The organism is Brevundimonas sp. UBA5866 (genome assembly GCF_002432125.1).
Lineage (GTDB): Bacteria > Pseudomonadota > Alphaproteobacteria > Caulobacterales > Caulobacteraceae > Brevundimonas.
Map to the genome: position 1 here is coordinate 1 of NZ_DJFS01000081.1, position 14748 is coordinate 14748.

Genomic DNA, 14748 nt, shown 5'->3' on the forward strand with positions numbered 1-14748 from the left:
CGCCGCTCCGGCTCAACCGACCCAGGCCCCGTCGGCTCCGCGCCGTATCGAGGCTGTGGCTCCGCGTCCGGCCGCTGTACCGACGCAGGTGGCCCAACCGTCCGCTCCGGCTCCGATGCCGGAACTGCCGGGCACGGCAACCGTCCTGACGCTGGGCGCACACATGTGCAAATGGCCGATCGGCGACCCGTCATCGCGTGAGTTCTCCTTCTGCGGCCGTCGCGCCTCGGAAGGCGTCTACTGCGTCGAGCACGCCCGCGTGGCCTATCAGCCGCAGGTCAAGAAGACCAAGGACGGCGCGTCGGAACTGGCTCGTAGCCTGCGTCGCTACATCTAAGTTTCCGTTCGACGGAAATCTCGAGAAGATCAGGGCGTAGCGGGCAACCGTTACGCCCTTTTCTTATGCGCCCTAGTTCAGGGTGCGACGGGTATCGGGCACGTCGAGGCTGAAGTGGGGGATGGCGATCTCGAACATCCGCCCCTCTTCGTCCTGACAGTAGTAGGCCCCCACCATCGATCCCGACGGCGTGGTCAGCGGACAACCCGAGGCATAGGAGAAGCTGTCACCCGGCTCGATCACCGGCTGCTCGCCCACCACGCCCGAACCGCGCACTTCCTCGACACGGCCCAGCGCGTCAGTAATGGTCCAACGACGCGCGACAACCTGTACCGGCGATCCGGTCAGGTTGACGATTTCGATCTGATAGGCCCAGACCCAGTGGCCTGCCTCGGGGTCGGATTGGGCGGCCAGAAACGACGGATGGACGCGAACGACCATTCCTTCTGTCTCGGCGCTATAGGCAGAACCATGAACCATACGCTATATGCGTCCCGCCGTACGCGGGGTTCAAGACGCCTTCTTCCCGAACTGATGTTTTCCGGGCGAGACAGGCGGGAAAATCCGTGTGAGAACAGGACGGCATGACCAAGTTCACTCTTCCCGACCAAGCCGGCATCATCCCGTTTCAGGGTATCGAGACCCTGATTGCGACGGGAGCCATCTCCAGCCAGACCCCGTTTGATTCCGATCAGGTCCAACCGGCCAGTCTCGACCTGCGCCTGTCGGCCGTGGCGTGGCGCGTACGCGCCAGCTTCCTGCCGGGCAAGCGCAAGGTCGAGGACCGCATCAAGGATGTGGCCATGCACGCCATCGACCTGTCGGGCGGCTATGTTCTGGAAAAGGGCTGCGTCTATATCGCCCGCCTGCAGGAACACCTGTCCCTGCCCAAGGGCCTGAACGCCCGCGCCAATCCGAAATCCTCGACGGGCCGCGTTGACGTCTTCGTGCGTCTGCTGACCGACAAGGGCCAGAGCTTCGACGATGTCGATGAAGGCTATGAAGGCCCGCTGTATCTGGAAATCGCGCCCCAGACCTTCTCCATCCTCGTGCGTCCGGGCACCCGCCTGAACCAACTGCGCCTCAAGGCCGGCGAGCCGCCGCGCCTGGAAACCCGCAGCGTCGGCGTCGATCTGATGCCCGGTGCCAACGGCATCGTCGGCTTCCGCGGCCGCCGCCATGCGGGCGTGGTCGATCTGGAGAATATTGACGGCCACGATCCGCGCGATTTCTGGGAGCCGCTGACCCTGCGTGACGGCGACCTGCTGCTCGATCCGGGCGAGTTCTATATCCTCGCCTCCAGCGACGACGTGGAAATCCCCGTCGACCAAGCCGCTGAAATGACCCCGATCGACCCGTCGGTCGGCGAGTTCCGCGTCCACTATGCCGGCTTCTTCGATCCGGGCTTTGGCACGGACGAGGCCCACGGCGCAGGCTCCAAGGGCGTGCTGGAGGTTCGCACCCACGACACCCCCTTCCTGCTGGAGCACGAACAGACCGTCGCCCGACTGGTCTATGAACCCCTGACGGAACGCCCCACCCGCCTCTATGGCGAAGGCGGCAGCCACTATCAGAAGCAGGGCCTGAAGCTGTCCAAACACTTCCGCGAGTGGAAGTAGGCAGGCGACACCTGCCGCACATCTAAATGCCCTCAAGCAGCGAGCCTCCGCGAGGCGAGCGTTAGGGCAAAAAGCCCCGCTCTCGAGCGGGGCTTTTTCGTTCAGGAAAGCCGATCGGCTTTCCGAAGAGACGGGAAGACCTTGGCCCAGATGCCGGTAGCGGCCAGAGCGCCGAAGCCGCCGAAGACCGCCGCACCGATAGGGCCGAGCAGTCTGACCATGACGCCCGAATAGGCCTCGCCCAGTTCGTTCGAAGCGCCGATGAACAGCATCGACACCGACGACACCCGCCCGCGCATATGATCGGGCGTGGCCAGCTGGATCAGGGTCTGGCGCACATTGACGGAAATCATGTCCGCCGCCCCGCCGATGAACAGCACCAGAGCCGACAGCCAGACAATCTTGGACAGGCCGAACACGATGGTGCAGATGCCGAACACTGCCACCGCCGCGAACATCCAGAGCCCGCCATTCTTCTGGATCGGGAAGCGGCTGAGCCACAGGGCCATCACCAGCGCCCCGACACCGAAGGCCGCTCGCAGGAAGCCAAAGCCCATCGGCCCCACATGCAGTATGTCTCGCGCAAAGATCGGCGTCAGCAGGGCCACGCCCGCGAACAGCACCACGATGAGATCGAGCGAAATCGCGCCCAGAACTATCTTGGTCTTCCACACATAGGCCAGGCCTTCCTTGACCAGTTCGACCGGAGACACCTTGGGGCCGACTTCCGGCTTGCCGGAGGTCCTGATCAACAGGAAGCAGGCAATCGCCATAAGGAACAGCGCCATCGACGACGCATAGGCCAGAGGCACGGTAATGCCGACGATCACCCCACCCAAAGCGGGTCCCGCGATGGCCCCCGTCTGGAAGGCGATGGCCTGTGCCGCGATGGCGGCAGGCAGGGCCTTGCGTCCCACCACCATCGGCAGGAAGGCCTGCGAGGCCGGAGCCAGAAAGGCCCGCGCCGCCCCGAATACAGCCGCAACGGCCAATAGCCCCCACAGCGGCGGTGAGCCATGCAGCGCCATCGCCAGAAAAATACCGGCGCACACCATTTCCACGATGATCGACAGGGTCACCGTATGCTTGCGGTCGCGCCGGTCAGCCATAGCGCCCGCTGGCAGGGTAAAGGCCAGCAAAGGCAGGAACTGGCACAGCCCGACCAGACCCAGATAAAGGCTGGCCTGTTCAATCGGGTGGTCGCGGCGGGCAATCTCATAGACCTGCCACAACAGGGCCGAGGACTGGATCTGGATGGCCAGCACGGCCACCACACGCCCCAGCCAAAGCAGGCGGAAATCCCGAATACCCCACGGGCTGATAGGCCCTTCAGAGGAAGGAACTGGCTCTGGCGGCGTGGTTACAGTCGTCACGAAGCAAATTTCTCTAAATCAGAGGGTCTATTGAGCGATAACGCTCTTCTCGGCGCGTCGAACCCTGCCTAAAGCATTGACCCATGAACAGCACATCAAATTCCGTTCTCGATCCTGTCGAACTGACGCGCGCCCTGATCCGCCGCCCGTCGGTGACGCCTGCCAATGAAGGCGCGATGGAAGTGCTGGAAAAAGCTCTGGTGGAGCTGGGCTTCACCTGCCGCCGCATGGAGTTTTCAGGCCCCAGCGGCGAAGGCGTGGATGCGCCCATCGTCAACCTTTATGCCCGTCGCGGCACGGCCTCGCCCAACATCTGTTTCGCGGGACATACCGATGTGGTGCCGACCGGCGCGACCGAGCAATGGACCACCGGCCCGTTCGAGGGCGAGACCCGTGACGGCATCCTTTACGGACGCGGTGCCGTGGACATGAAGGGCGGCATCGGCGCGTGGGTCGCGGCCCTGTCGCGGATCCTGTCCGAAGGCGAGGTCGAAGGCTCGCTGTCCCTGCTGATCACGGGCGATGAAGAAGGTCCCGCCCTGCACGGCACCAAGCGGGTGGTCGAGACCCTGATGGCCGAGGGCGAGGTGATTGACGCCTGTATCGTCGGCGAGCCGTCATCGTCGGCGCAGTTGGGCGACATGATCAAGGTCGGGCGTCGCGGCTCGATCAACAGCTGGTTCACCGTCCACGGCAAACAGGGCCACGTCGCCTATCCCGAACGCGCCGCCAATCCGGCCCCCGTCATCGCCGAACTGATGACGCGCCTGAATGCCCGTGTGCTGGACGAGGGCTATCCGGAGTTTCCGCCGTCGAACCTCGAAATCACCACCATCGACATCGGCAATACGGCGACCAACATCATCCCCGCCTTGGCCCGCGCCCGTACCAACATCCGCTTCAACCCCACCCATCAGGGCGCGGAACTGGCCGAGTGGATGACCAAGGAAGCGGGCCAGCTGCAAGCCGAAACGGGCCTCAAGATCGATGTGGAGCACATGATCTCGGGCGAGGCCTTCCTGACCCAAAACGATGCCTTCATTGGCGGGGTGCAGGATGCGGTGGAGAAGGCCATTGGCCGTCGCCCCGTCGCCTCGACCAGCGGCGGCACGTCGGATGCCCGTTTCATCCGATACATGTGTCCGGTGCTGGAACTGGGCCTTGTCGGCCAGACCATGCACCAGATCGACGAGCGCGTGCCGGAACAGGAACTGCGCGACCTGACGGCCATCTATGTCGAGGTCATCCGGGCCCTGTTCGAGCGCATGAAGGCCTAGAACAGTCCGTTGAGGAAGGCGGTGCCCTGCGCCGCCTGATCCGCCCCACCTTCGTACAGCGCGCGGGTGCGACCCGTGCCATAGGCCGTGGCACGGGTGAAGGTCGGGTCTGCCTCGGGCGGCTGGCCCAGCACCACCGTACCCCAGTGCTGATGGGGGTCGATCCGCGCCGCCGTCAGATAGCGTCTGTCACGCGCCACCAGCAGCACGGCCGAGGCCCCGCCCTGTTGCCCCCACAAAGCAAATCGTCCGTCCAGTGAGAGCGCCTCGCCCTGCACCAGCAGGTGCGACAGGGCGCGGACGATATCGGATGCATGCGCCTGAAGCCCGTATCGTGACGGACGGCGATCAATGAGCGCCACCGCCATGCCACGCTGGGCCAACTGGCTGGCGTGACGTTCCATCGCGCTCGACGGCGGTCGGGCGGCATCTCCCACCATGATGACCAGCGGATGCGGGCCGGAACCGCGAGCGGGGAACAGCTTCAGGGTCTGGCGCGGATCGGGACCATAGGCCATGCGCGTCTCGGCCCACGCCGGAAGCGCCAGCCCCGCGACCACCACACCCATGGAAGCGCACAGTCCGCGCCGCGTCATTCCATCCCTCGCCATCCGCCCTTTAGGGACGAGCTTGCAGAACGATGCAAGCCGGACCCATGAAAAAGGGCGCGGCCCCCAAAAGGAACCGCGCCCCGTCATCACAGGCCCAAAAGCCTTACTTGTTCAGGTGCTTGTCCAGCCAGCCGAACACTTCATCGTGCCACTGCTTCGAGTTGGCCGGTTTGAGGACCCAGTGGTTCTCGTCCGGGAACATGACAAAGCGGCTCTCGATGCCGCGGCGCTGCAGGGCCGTGAAGGTCGACAGGGCCTGCGAGGTCGGGATGCGGAAGTCCAGATCGCCCTGAATGACCAGCATCGGGGTCTTCCAGTTCTGGACATGGTTGACCGGGTTGAAGCGCTGATAGCCTTCCGGGTTTTCCCACGGCGTGCCGCCGTACTCCCACTCGGTGAACCACAGCTCTTCGGTGCCATAGCCCATGCCCATGATGTCGAACACGCCGTCATGGTTCACGAGGCATTTGAACGCGTCGGACCAGTTGCCGGCGATCCAGTTGATCATATAGCCGCCGTAGGAGGCCCCCAGCGCACAGGCATTGTCGCCGTCGAGGAAATCATACTTCTGCTGCGCGAAGGCCCAACCCTTTTGCAGGTCTTCCAGCGGGCGGTCGCCCCAGTGCTGGCTGATGGCATCGGTGAAAGCCTGACCGTATCCGGTCGAGCCGTGGAAATCGATCATCACCACGGCATAGCCTGCACCGGCATAGGTCTGCGGGTTCCAGCGGTAGGACCAGCCGTTGCCGAACGAACCTTGCGGGCCACCATGGATCAGGAAGGCCACCGGATATTTCTGGCCTTCGACATAGTTGGCCGGCTTGATGACATAGCCGTGGACGGTTTCGTTGTTCCAGCCGGGGAAGCTGAACTGCTCGAACTCGCCGAACTGTTTGTTGTCCAGTTGCGGGTTCACATTGGTGATGCGGCGCGGCATTTCGCGGCCACGGAAGGACTTCACGAACAGCTCACTGGGGCGGTTCAGCGTATCGATCGACAGCACGAAACCGTCATTGGTCTGTTGGACCGCGCCGACGTGGCCTTCGCCGGTCAGGGCAACCACCGAACCGTTGCGGGTGTCGATCTGGAACAGCTTGGTGTTGCCGACATCACCCGCCGTCACGAACAGGCTGTTGCCGTCTTTCGACCACTGCAGGCTGTCCGCCGAACGGTCCCAGTTGGCCGCGATCTGGCGGGTCTGGCCGGTGGCCACATCACGCAGGAAGATCGAATATTTGTCGGCCTCGAAGCCCGGGCGCTCCATCGCGCGGTAGGCCAGCGTCTGGCCATCCGGCGAGAAGACCGGACCCGTGTCCCAGGCCGGATTGGCTTCGGTCAGGTTGGTCAACTGGCCCGGCGCATCCACCGAGACCTGATAGATGTCGAAATTGGTGCTCCACGGCTCGGACTTGCCTGCATGGCGCGCCGAAAAGACGATGGAGCGGCCATCGGGGGTAAAGGTGAACTCGCTCTCGTCACCGAACGGCTTGGACGGGGTGTCGCCATCAAAGCCCTTGGTCACCCAGACCGGATCATGGGCATTGTCGCCCAGACCGATAACGAACAGATGGTTCTGGGTGTGGTCATTCCACGTATCCCAGTGACGCACGAACATGCGGTCATAGACCTTGCCGGTCGATTTGCGCTCGGCTTCCTGAGCGGCGCGGGCGACCGAGGCCTCAAGGTTTTCCGCATCCGGATATACGGCCAGCGACACCACAACCGCATCGCCCTGGACGTTGACGCGATAGGCGTTCACATCGGTCGGCAGGTTGGTGACCTGCGTCGCGGTCTGGCCCCTGTCGGTCGAGATCCACACCTGCGACGAGCCCGAGCGCGAAGACAGGAAGTAGAGCTGTCCGTCCTTGCCCCAGCGCGCGGTGTTGGCACCGCCCTCGCTGATCGGCAGGACGGTCGCTTCGCCCGTACCCTTCAGCGACTGGATATAGAGTTTGGAGCTGCGGCGGTTGGCGGCCACGTCGGTCTGGGTGACCGAATAGACGACCCATTCACCATCCGGCGACACCTGCGGGTCACCCAGACGGTTGGCCGGGATCATGTCGTTGTAGGTAAAGGCGTTACCGGCTTCAGCCGTCGCGGCCACCGCCGGAGCGGTCGCGGTATCGGCCAGAGCCGGAGCGGCTGCGGTCAGCAGGGCCACGGCGCTGAGGCCGCAGAGAAGATGGGACAGGCGGCGCATGGGCGCTCCCTCTTTTTGGGACAGTCAGGCTGAAAGGCCTAACACCCGATACGCCGCCCGCAAACCCTCAGATTAACGTGAGGGCTGGGTGTATTTGGCCGTCCAGTCGAGGATTTCCTGCTGCCAGTTCACCCATGCCTTCGGCTCAAGCACCCAGTGGTTGGCGTTCGGCACATGGACAAAGCGGCTGGGAATGCCCTGACGTTGCAGGGCCGAGAAGGTGGCCAGCCCCTGCTCCATCGGCACACGGAAGTCGCGCGATCCGTGCAGGACCAGCATCGGCTTGTTCCAGTTGGCAACATAGGTCTCAGGGTTCTGGGCGTCATAGACCGCCTTGCGATCCCATGTGCTGCCTTCGAACTCGTGGATGAAGGTGGCGATGTCCATCGCATTCATCAGCTGCGGCACATCGAACACGCCCGCGTGGTTGACGAGGCACTGCCACGGCTCGTTCCACTGACCCGCGATCATATTGACCATATAGCCCCCGTAAGAGGCCCCCAGCGCACAGGCGCGGCTACCATCGATGAAGCTGTAGCGCTCGAGGGCCGCTTCCCAGCCCTTGCGCAGGTCTTCCAGCGGGCGGGTGCCCCAGTTGGAGTTGATCGCATCGGTAAAGGCCTGCCCATAGCCGGGCGAGCCGTGGAAGTTGATCATCACAACCGCATAGCCCGCGCCGGTATAGACCTGCGGGTTCCAGCGATAGGACCAGCTTTCCGTCCAGGGCGACTTCGGCCCGCCGTGGATCAGATAGACAGCCGGATATTTCTGGCCCTCGACATAGTTCACCGGCTTGAACACCCAGCCGTGGACCTCTTCGCCGTTCCAACCCGCGAAACGGATTTCTTCCGGTCGCGACGGACGGATAGAGGCCATCGTATCAGCATTATGGTTCGTCAGTTGGCGGGCCTCATTGCCCTTCAGCACAAAGAGCTGGGTCGGGGCGGTATAGGTTTCCAGCGCATAGACCACCGTGCCGCCCACTTCGTCATAGGCGCTGACGGTACCGATGTCGGTCAGTGCGCGCACGTCACCAGTGCGGGCGTCGATCTCGAACAAGCGCTGCTGGCCCTGATCAGCGGCCACCGCATAAAGCGCCCGTCCATCCGAGCGCCACGTCAGGTCACCGGGGCCGCGATCCCAGTGGGTCAGGGCGCGGGCACCCGATCCATCGGCATTACCCAGCATGACCACAGCCTGATCCCCACCGACGTTCTCACGCGGGCTGGCCAGCCACGCGAGGCGGCGGCCATCGGGCGACAGCACCGGATTGCTGTCCGGTCCGGTATGGCCGGAGGTCAGATTGACCGGAGTGCCACCTGCCAGCGGAATGCGATACAGGTCGTTGTTGTTGGTAAAGGCGTTGCGGTCACCCAGAAGCTTCGTCGAGACCAGAATGGCCCCGTCGCGGGTGAACTCGATCCCGCCCACGCCAAAGTCAGCATCCAGACCTTGGGTCAGGCTGCGGGCCGCACCCTCGGCCAGACCCGATGTATTCAGCGGCTGGAGCCACAGGTGGGACTTCTTGCCATCGTGCCAGCGGTCGAACACGCGCAGGGGCATCTGGTCATAGGTGGTCTGGGTCGCCTTGGCGGCTGCGTCGCTGCGCGTCTTGGTGCATTCCAGCGTCTCGCAGTCGGCAAAGACCGAACCCCCCAGCACCAGCGAGCGACCATCCGGCGCGATCCGGAACCCCGAGACACCGACCGGCAGGCTGGTCACCTGAGCGGCGGCATGACCTTCGGCATCGGTGCGCCAGACCTGATTGGAGCCACCGCGCGAGGAGGTGAAATAGATGGCGCGACCATCCGGTGCCCACTGGGCATTCGATGCCCCGCCTTCGGAAACCGTCAGGCGGCGCGGCTCGCCCGTACCATCGACATTGGCGATCCAGAGCGAGGACGAGGACTTGTTGGCGTCATAGTCCACACTGGACACCGCATAGACGACGCGCTTGCCATCGGGCGACAGGACCGGCGCGGATACCCGCTCCATCGAAGCCAGGGTTTGCAGGCCCAGCCCGCCCTCCAGCGTATGTTCGGTCTTGGCCGGTTGGCTTGCGGTTGCAGGTGCGGCCGTTTCCGAAGCCCCTGCTTCCTGAGCCCAAACCGGAGCCGCCGTCGCCATCAAGGCGACCGCCGCCGTTGCCATCATCCAGTGTGCACGCATCACGCCTGCTCCCCCTTCCCGGAAAAATACTGGCGACCTGCATAGCAGTTTGCGCGGTCACGCCAAGGCGCTTGCCCGCCGCACCGTGACAGGCGAGAACAGGACATGGCTTCCTCGCCCCCCCACATTGTCGATGTCCTGATCGCAGAGCGTGCGCCGCGTCTGACGCGCTCGGTCTTCTCGCCTGTGGTACGACCGGCCCTTTATGGGGTGCTTGGCTATCCCAAGGCAGTGGCCATGGCCGATGCCGTCAGGGACCTCAGCGGGGCCGACGCCTTTCAATATGTGTCCGACCTGTTGAAGCTGAAGGTCGAGACGACGGGTCTGGAAAACCTTCCCGCCAAGGGGCGCTGCGTCATTGTCTGCAACCACCCGACGGGCATCGCCGACGGCGTGGCCATGTACGATGCGGTCCGGCAGGTGCGCGATGACGCCATTTTCTTTGCCAATGCCGATGCGCTGCGGGTCGCGCCGCGACTGGATGAAACCATCATTCCGGTGGAGTGGGTCCATGCCAAACGCACCCGCGAAAAGACCCGCCACACCCTGAACGCCGCCAAACAGGCCTTTGCCGAGGAGCGCTGCATCGTCATGTTCCCCGCAGGGAGGCTGGCGCGGGTGGAGAGCGGCGTCCTGACCGATCCGCCGTGGGAAAGCTCGGCGGCGTCGCTGGCCCGCAAATACAATGCGCCCGTCGTGCCCGTGCGGATGACAGGCCCGACCAGCAAGCTGTTCCACACCTTCGACCGCTTTTCCGAAGAGCTGCGCGACGTCACGCTTTTTCACGAACTGCTGAACAAGGAAGGCCAGACCTTCCACCTGACTTTTGCGAAACCCGTCACGCCCGACCAACTGCCGGTTGACGCCGATGCCGCAACCGATCAGCTAAAGACCTATATCGAGCGGCAACTGGCCGCGCGTCCGGACGCCCCGTTCCCTGAATGAAACTGCATCTCGCCGACGCCGAGGCGACCACCCGCCTTGGCCAGACCCTTGCCCCCCTTCTGCAAGCCGGAGACAGCATCCTGCTCTACGGCCCGCTGGGCATGGGCAAGTCCACCCTTGCACGCGGACTGATCCGCGCCCTGACCCGTCCCGACGAGGATGTGCCGAGCCCGACCTTTACCCTCGTGCAGTTCTACGAGAGCGATCCGGCGGTGGCGCATTTCGACCTCTACCGCCTGAGCGATCCCGAGGAAGCGTGGGAGATCGGGCTGGACGAGGCGCTGGACGAAGGCTGTGCCATCATCGAATGGCCGGAACGTCTGGGCGATGACCCGTCGCGCTTCCTCGGCCCCGACATTTTGACGATTACCCTCGAAGAAGAGGGCCAGTCCCGCCTTGCGACCGTTTCTGGCGCAGGCCGCTGGGAAGGTAAGATCAATGACCTCCAATTCTGAGCGCGAACGCCTGAAGCTGGCCCTGCTGGAAAAGGCCGGGCTTGGTGATACCGAGCGCCACCCGCTACCGGGAGATGCCTCGCCCCGCCGCTATGAACGCATCATCGCGCCCGATGGCCGCCGCTTCATGCTGATGGACCAGCCGCCCGCCGCCGAGAGCCAGCCTTGCGATCCGGCCTGGAGCGCAGATGAGCGCCACGCGCAGGGCTGGAATGCCGTCGCCCGCCTGTCGGCTGGCCGCATCGAAGCCTTTGCCGCCGTGGCCGCGCATATAAACGCTCTGGGTCTGTCGGCACCCACCATTCCGGCGCTGGATGCCGCCAATGGCCTGGCCCTGCTGGAGGATTTCGGTGACGACCTGTTCGCCCGCGTGATCGAACAGGGCATGATTGAGCGCCCGCTCTACCTTGCCGCCATCGAGGCGCTGGCCAAGCTGCACGATGCCGGCACCCCGCCTTCGGTCCTGAACGGTCCGGCGGGTCCGTGGCCGATGCTGGTCTATGACGAGGTAGCGCTCCAAGGCGGGGCCGACCTGTTCGTGGAATGGCTGCCGAAGTACGACAGCCGCGTCAGCTTTGATGAGGCCGCCATCACCGCATGGCGCGAGGCATGGGCTCCGGTCGTCAAATCGGGGGCCGAAGGGGCCTCGGTTATGGCGCACCGCGACTACCACGCCGAGAACCTGATCTGGCTGGCGGACCGCGAAGGTGCCGCCCGCGTCGGCATGATCGACTTCCAGGATGCCGTGATCGCTCATCCCAGCTGGGACCTGCATTCCCTGCTTCAGGACGCCCGCCGCGATGTATCGCCAGAGTTGGAGGCCGAGGCGCTGGACCACTATTTCGCCCTGCGCCCCGACGTGGACCGTGCCGCCTTCATGGGCGACTATGCGGGCCTCGCTGCGCTGAACGAGGCGCGGATCATCGGCATCTTCGCCCGCCTGATCGCGCGTGACGGCAAGCCGCGCTATGCCCAGTTCCTGCCGCGCATGTGGGCGCATCTGAACTGCAACCTCGAACAGCCCGCGCTGGCCACGGTCGCCGCATGGTTCGACAAATATGTTCCGGCGGAGGTACGCCAATGACGGCTCCTAAAACCGCAATGGTGCTGGCCGCAGGGCTGGGCACCCGTATGCGTCCGCTGACCAATGACCGCCCCAAGGCGCTGGTCGAGGTCCATGGTCGTGCCCTGATCGACCATGTGCTGGACCGTCTGGTCGCGGCGGGGGTGGAGACAGCGGTCGTCAATGTCCACTGGTTCGCGGACCGTCTGGAACAGCATCTGGCCAAGCGTGATGACGTCCGCATTATCATCTCGGACGAACGTGCCGAACTGCTGGAAACGGGCGGCGGCCTGAAGAAGGCCAAGCCCCTGCTGGGTCATGATCCGGTGTTCGTCGCCAATATCGACAGCGTGTGGATCGACCGTGGCGATGCGCTGGGCGATCTGGTGCGTCTCTGGAACCCCGAGACCATGGATGCCGCCCTGCTGCTGGCCCGCCGCGAAGGCTCCATCGGCTTTGAAGGCAATGGCGACTTTTCGGTCGTGGACGATGGTCGCCTGACCTTCCGTGGCGATCGCCCATCCGTGCCGTTCGCCTATATGGGCGTGCACATCACCCGTCCGTCCTATGCCGATCAGGGGCCGGACGGTGCCTTTTCGCTCAGTCCGCTGTGGCGTGCCTCGGCGCAGGAAGGACGGCTGTTCGGAACGGTCATGGACGGCGACTGGATGCACGTCGGTGACCCGCAGGCCCGCGACGAGGCCGAGCTGAAACTTAAAGGATAGGGACTATGGGCGGGGGCCTTTTCGATCCGTTTTCCGGCGGCAGGCCGCGCTGGTACACCATCGCGGCCCATCGCCCGTTTCTGGAGGATCTGGCAGCAGGGGTCCTGAGCTGGCTGGGCGGTCGCCCGCCCGAAGAGCTGTCGGACGCCACCATCCTCTTGCCCAACCGCCGCGCCGCGCGGGCCTTTACCGCCGCCCTGTCCAAACTGTCCGGCGACCGCCCCGTCCTGTTGCCGCAGGTGCGCCCTCTGGGTGACCTTGAGGAGGATGAGCCGCCCTTTACCCCCGGTGCGCTGGGTCTTGATCTGCCACCCGCCATTCCCGCTCTGACCCGCCGGTTCGAACTGGCCAAGATGATTGTCGAGGATTTCGACAGCGCGCTTCGTCCGGTTCAGGCGCTGGACCTTGCCGATGCTCTGGGCCGCTTCCTCGATTCCTGCCAGCTGGAAGAGGTCAAAGACCCCGGCATGGTGGCGGGCCTTGTCGAAGGCGACATGGCCGAGCACTGGCAGCGCTCGGCGGAGTTCCTCGCGCTCGGCGTCGAGAAATGGCCCAAGCGGCTGGAGCAGATGGGTCTGGTCGATCCGTCGTGGCGCAAGGCGACCCTGCTGCGCCGTCTGGCCGAACTGTGGGACCGCGAGCCACCACAGGAGCCGCTGATCGTCGCGGGCTCCACGGGTACGGTACCCGCCGCCGCCGACGTCATGGGTGCCGTGGCCCGTGCGCCTCAGGGCTGTGTCGTCCTTCCGGGCCTTGATCTTGATCTGGAAGAAAACGTCTGGACCCAGATCACCGGAGAGAACGAACAACACCCCCAGCGCGCCCTGAAACGCCTGCTGGAACGCCACAGCATCGAACGGGCGCAGGTGCGTCCGTGGTTCCGGCCCGAGATCACGCCTGAGGCTCAACAGCGCGGCATGGCCCGCCAGCGCCTGCTGAACGAGGCCCTGCGCCCTGCCGATGCCACGGGCGACTGGCGTCACGCCATCAAGGACATCCGCGAGCGGGCCGCCGACACCGGCCTAGATCCCATCGCCGAGGGGCTGAAGGGGCTCAGCGTCATGACCCTGCGTCATGAGGAGGAGGCTGCCGCCGCCATCGCCCTGATGATGCGCGAGGCGCTGGAAACCCACGGCCAGACCTGCGCCCTCGTGACACCGGACCAAGGCCTGGGCCGTCGCGTGCAGGCCCGCCTGCAACGCTGGGGCATTACCGCCGACACCTCGGCGGGTGCACCGTTGAACCGGATGCCTGCTGGGACCCTGTTGGAGCTGTGCGCCCGCTGGATCGAGGAAGAAGCCGATCCCCAGACCCTGCTGGGCCTGCTGAAACACCCGCTGGTCGCTCTGGATGTCGAGTGGTCCGAACACCTTTCGGCGTCGCTGGAACGCTATGGCCTGCGGACATCGCCGCACGGCACTCTGGCGCGGCTGAAAACCTATCTGCGCCGCCAGAAGCCACGCGATTACGAAACCGAAGAGGCCAAGGCCAAGCGCGAGGCCCGCACCCAAAAGCTGTGCGACTTCGTCAATCATCTGGCCAGCCTGCAAGCCCTAGGCGCCGAGCCATTCGCGGGCAAAACCCATGCCCCTCTGGATGAGGCCGCACGCGCCCTGACCCGTCTGGTCGAGGCCCTGGCCGGACAGAACGCGTGGGCAGGCCCAGACGGCGAACAGGCCGCCGCCCTGCTCTCGAACCTGATCGCGGGCGGTGCCGCGCTGGGTGCCGTGACCCCATCCGACATGGTGGAGATGCTGCAGGGCCTGCTGGCCGATACCGTCGTGCGTACGGGCGGGGCGACCCATCCTTCCTTGCGTATCCTCGGGGCCATCGAGGCGCGTCTGGTCCGCGCCGACAGGATGATCCTTGCCGGACTGGAAGAAGGCATCTGGCCACAGGGCGCGCCCGTCGATCCCTTCCTGTCGTGCCTGATGACCAGCGCCCTTGGCCTGCGGCCGCCCGAGCGCAGCATCG

At 64.8% G+C, this 14748-nt stretch carries 13 protein-coding genes; 8 read left to right on the forward strand and 5 right to left on the reverse strand.

Features of this window, described 5'->3' with window-relative positions; translation table 11 throughout:
• Window positions 1–337 (forward strand): GcrA family cell cycle regulator (locus tag B3H86_RS10955; protein WP_292053844.1); only part of this gene is annotated, 337 nt, incomplete at its 5' end.
• Window positions 338–409: 72 nt separating this feature from the next.
• Here the strand turns inward: B3H86_RS10955 and apaG are convergent.
• Window positions 410–817 (reverse strand): Co2+/Mg2+ efflux protein ApaG, encoded by a 408-nt coding sequence (gene apaG, locus B3H86_RS10960; RefSeq protein WP_292053847.1) that lies wholly within the window; start codon window positions 815–817, stop codon window positions 410–412.
• Between the two features lie 104 nt (window positions 818–921).
• On the opposite strand from apaG, the gene B3H86_RS10965 reads away from it, so the two are divergent.
• Window positions 922–1956 carry a 2'-deoxycytidine 5'-triphosphate deaminase gene (locus tag B3H86_RS10965; protein ID WP_292053848.1) on the forward strand — a complete coding sequence of 345 codons (1035 nt, stop codon included), beginning with the start codon at window positions 922–924 and terminating at the stop codon, window positions 1954–1956.
• A 101-nt stretch (window positions 1957–2057) separates the two neighbouring features.
• Here the strand turns inward: B3H86_RS10965 and B3H86_RS10970 are convergent, their stop codons facing one another.
• On the reverse strand, window positions 2058–3329 hold the full coding sequence (locus B3H86_RS10970; RefSeq protein WP_292053850.1) for an MFS transporter: 1272 nt from the start codon (window positions 3327–3329) through the stop codon (window positions 2058–2060).
• Between the two features lie 83 nt (window positions 3330–3412).
• Between B3H86_RS10970 and dapE the strand changes: the two genes are divergently transcribed.
• Window positions 3413–4606 (forward strand): succinyl-diaminopimelate desuccinylase, encoded by a 1194-nt coding sequence (gene dapE, locus B3H86_RS10975; protein ID WP_292053851.1) that lies wholly within the window; start codon window positions 3413–3415, stop codon window positions 4604–4606.
• Here dapE and B3H86_RS10980 read toward each other — a convergent pair.
• The 3 genes from B3H86_RS10980 to B3H86_RS10990 form a co-directional block, all read right to left on the reverse strand.
• The gene (locus tag B3H86_RS10980) at window positions 4603–5202 is read right to left on the reverse strand and encodes a hypothetical protein (RefSeq protein ID WP_292053853.1); all 600 of its coding nucleotides are present in this window, start codon (window positions 5200–5202) and stop codon (window positions 4603–4605) included. The genes dapE and B3H86_RS10980 overlap by 4 nt on opposite strands.
• Window positions 5203–5320: 118 nt before the next feature.
• Complete coding sequence (locus tag B3H86_RS10985) at window positions 5321–7417, reverse strand: alpha/beta hydrolase family protein (RefSeq protein ID WP_292053855.1); 2097 nt, start codon at window positions 7415–7417, stop codon at window positions 5321–5323.
• Between the two features lie 72 nt (window positions 7418–7489).
• Window positions 7490–9586, reverse strand: a complete 2097-nt coding sequence (locus B3H86_RS10990; protein WP_292053867.1) for an alpha/beta hydrolase family protein — start codon at window positions 9584–9586, stop codon at window positions 7490–7492.
• A gap of 105 nt (window positions 9587–9691) precedes the next feature.
• Here B3H86_RS10990 and B3H86_RS10995 point away from each other — a divergent pair, with 105 nt between their 5' ends.
• The 5 genes from B3H86_RS10995 to addB all read left to right on the forward strand — a co-directional run.
• Window positions 9692–10531: a GNAT family N-acetyltransferase gene (locus B3H86_RS10995; protein WP_292053858.1), complete on the forward strand. Its 840-nt coding sequence runs from the start codon at window positions 9692–9694 to the stop codon at window positions 10529–10531.
• On the forward strand, window positions 10528–10986 hold the full coding sequence (gene tsaE, locus B3H86_RS11000) for a tRNA (adenosine(37)-N6)-threonylcarbamoyltransferase complex ATPase subunit type 1 TsaE (protein ID WP_292053861.1): 459 nt from the start codon (window positions 10528–10530) through the stop codon (window positions 10984–10986). The genes B3H86_RS10995 and tsaE overlap by 4 nt, the downstream gene beginning before the upstream one ends.
• Complete coding sequence (gene amgK / locus B3H86_RS11005; RefSeq protein WP_292053862.1) at window positions 10970–12070, forward strand: N-acetylmuramate/N-acetylglucosamine kinase AmgK; 1101 nt, start codon at window positions 10970–10972, stop codon at window positions 12068–12070. The genes tsaE and amgK overlap by 17 nt, the downstream gene beginning before the upstream one ends.
• Window positions 12067–12774, forward strand: coding sequence for an N-acetylmuramate alpha-1-phosphate uridylyltransferase MurU (gene murU, locus B3H86_RS11010; protein ID WP_292053865.1), 708 nt, complete (start codon window positions 12067–12069; stop codon window positions 12772–12774). Before amgK ends, murU begins: the two co-directional genes overlap by 4 nt.
• Window positions 12775–12779: 5 nt before the next feature.
• A partial coding sequence (gene addB / locus B3H86_RS11015; protein WP_292053866.1) for a double-strand break repair protein AddB occupies window positions 12780–14748 on the forward strand: 1969 nt, incomplete at its 3' end.

What these genes read in the sequence shown, in the direction of transcription:
- apaG (WP_292053847.1), bottom strand. Translation starts at nt 817, where the DNA reads ATGGTTCATGGTTCTGCCTATAGCGCCGAGACAGAAGGAATGGTCGTT.
- B3H86_RS10965 (WP_292053848.1), top strand. Translation starts at nt 922, where the DNA reads ATGACCAAGTTCACTCTTCCCGACCAAGCCGGCATCATCCCGTTTCAG.
- dapE (WP_292053851.1), top strand. Translation starts at nt 3,413, where the DNA reads ATGAACAGCACATCAAATTCCGTTCTCGATCCTGTCGAACTGACGCGC.
- B3H86_RS10980 (WP_292053853.1), bottom strand. Translation starts at nt 5,202, where the DNA reads ATGACGCGGCGCGGACTGTGCGCTTCCATGGGTGTGGTGGTCGCGGGG.
- B3H86_RS10985 (WP_292053855.1), bottom strand. Translation starts at nt 7,417, where the DNA reads ATGCGCCGCCTGTCCCATCTTCTCTGCGGCCTCAGCGCCGTGGCCCTG.
- B3H86_RS10990 (WP_292053867.1), bottom strand. Translation starts at nt 9,586, where the DNA reads ATGCGTGCACACTGGATGATGGCAACGGCGGCGGTCGCCTTGATGGCG.
- B3H86_RS10995 (WP_292053858.1), top strand. Translation starts at nt 9,692, where the DNA reads ATGGCTTCCTCGCCCCCCCACATTGTCGATGTCCTGATCGCAGAGCGT.
- tsaE (WP_292053861.1), top strand. Translation starts at nt 10,528, where the DNA reads ATGAAACTGCATCTCGCCGACGCCGAGGCGACCACCCGCCTTGGCCAG.
- amgK (WP_292053862.1), top strand. Translation starts at nt 10,970, where the DNA reads ATGACCTCCAATTCTGAGCGCGAACGCCTGAAGCTGGCCCTGCTGGAA.
- murU (WP_292053865.1), top strand. Translation starts at nt 12,067, where the DNA reads ATGACGGCTCCTAAAACCGCAATGGTGCTGGCCGCAGGGCTGGGCACC.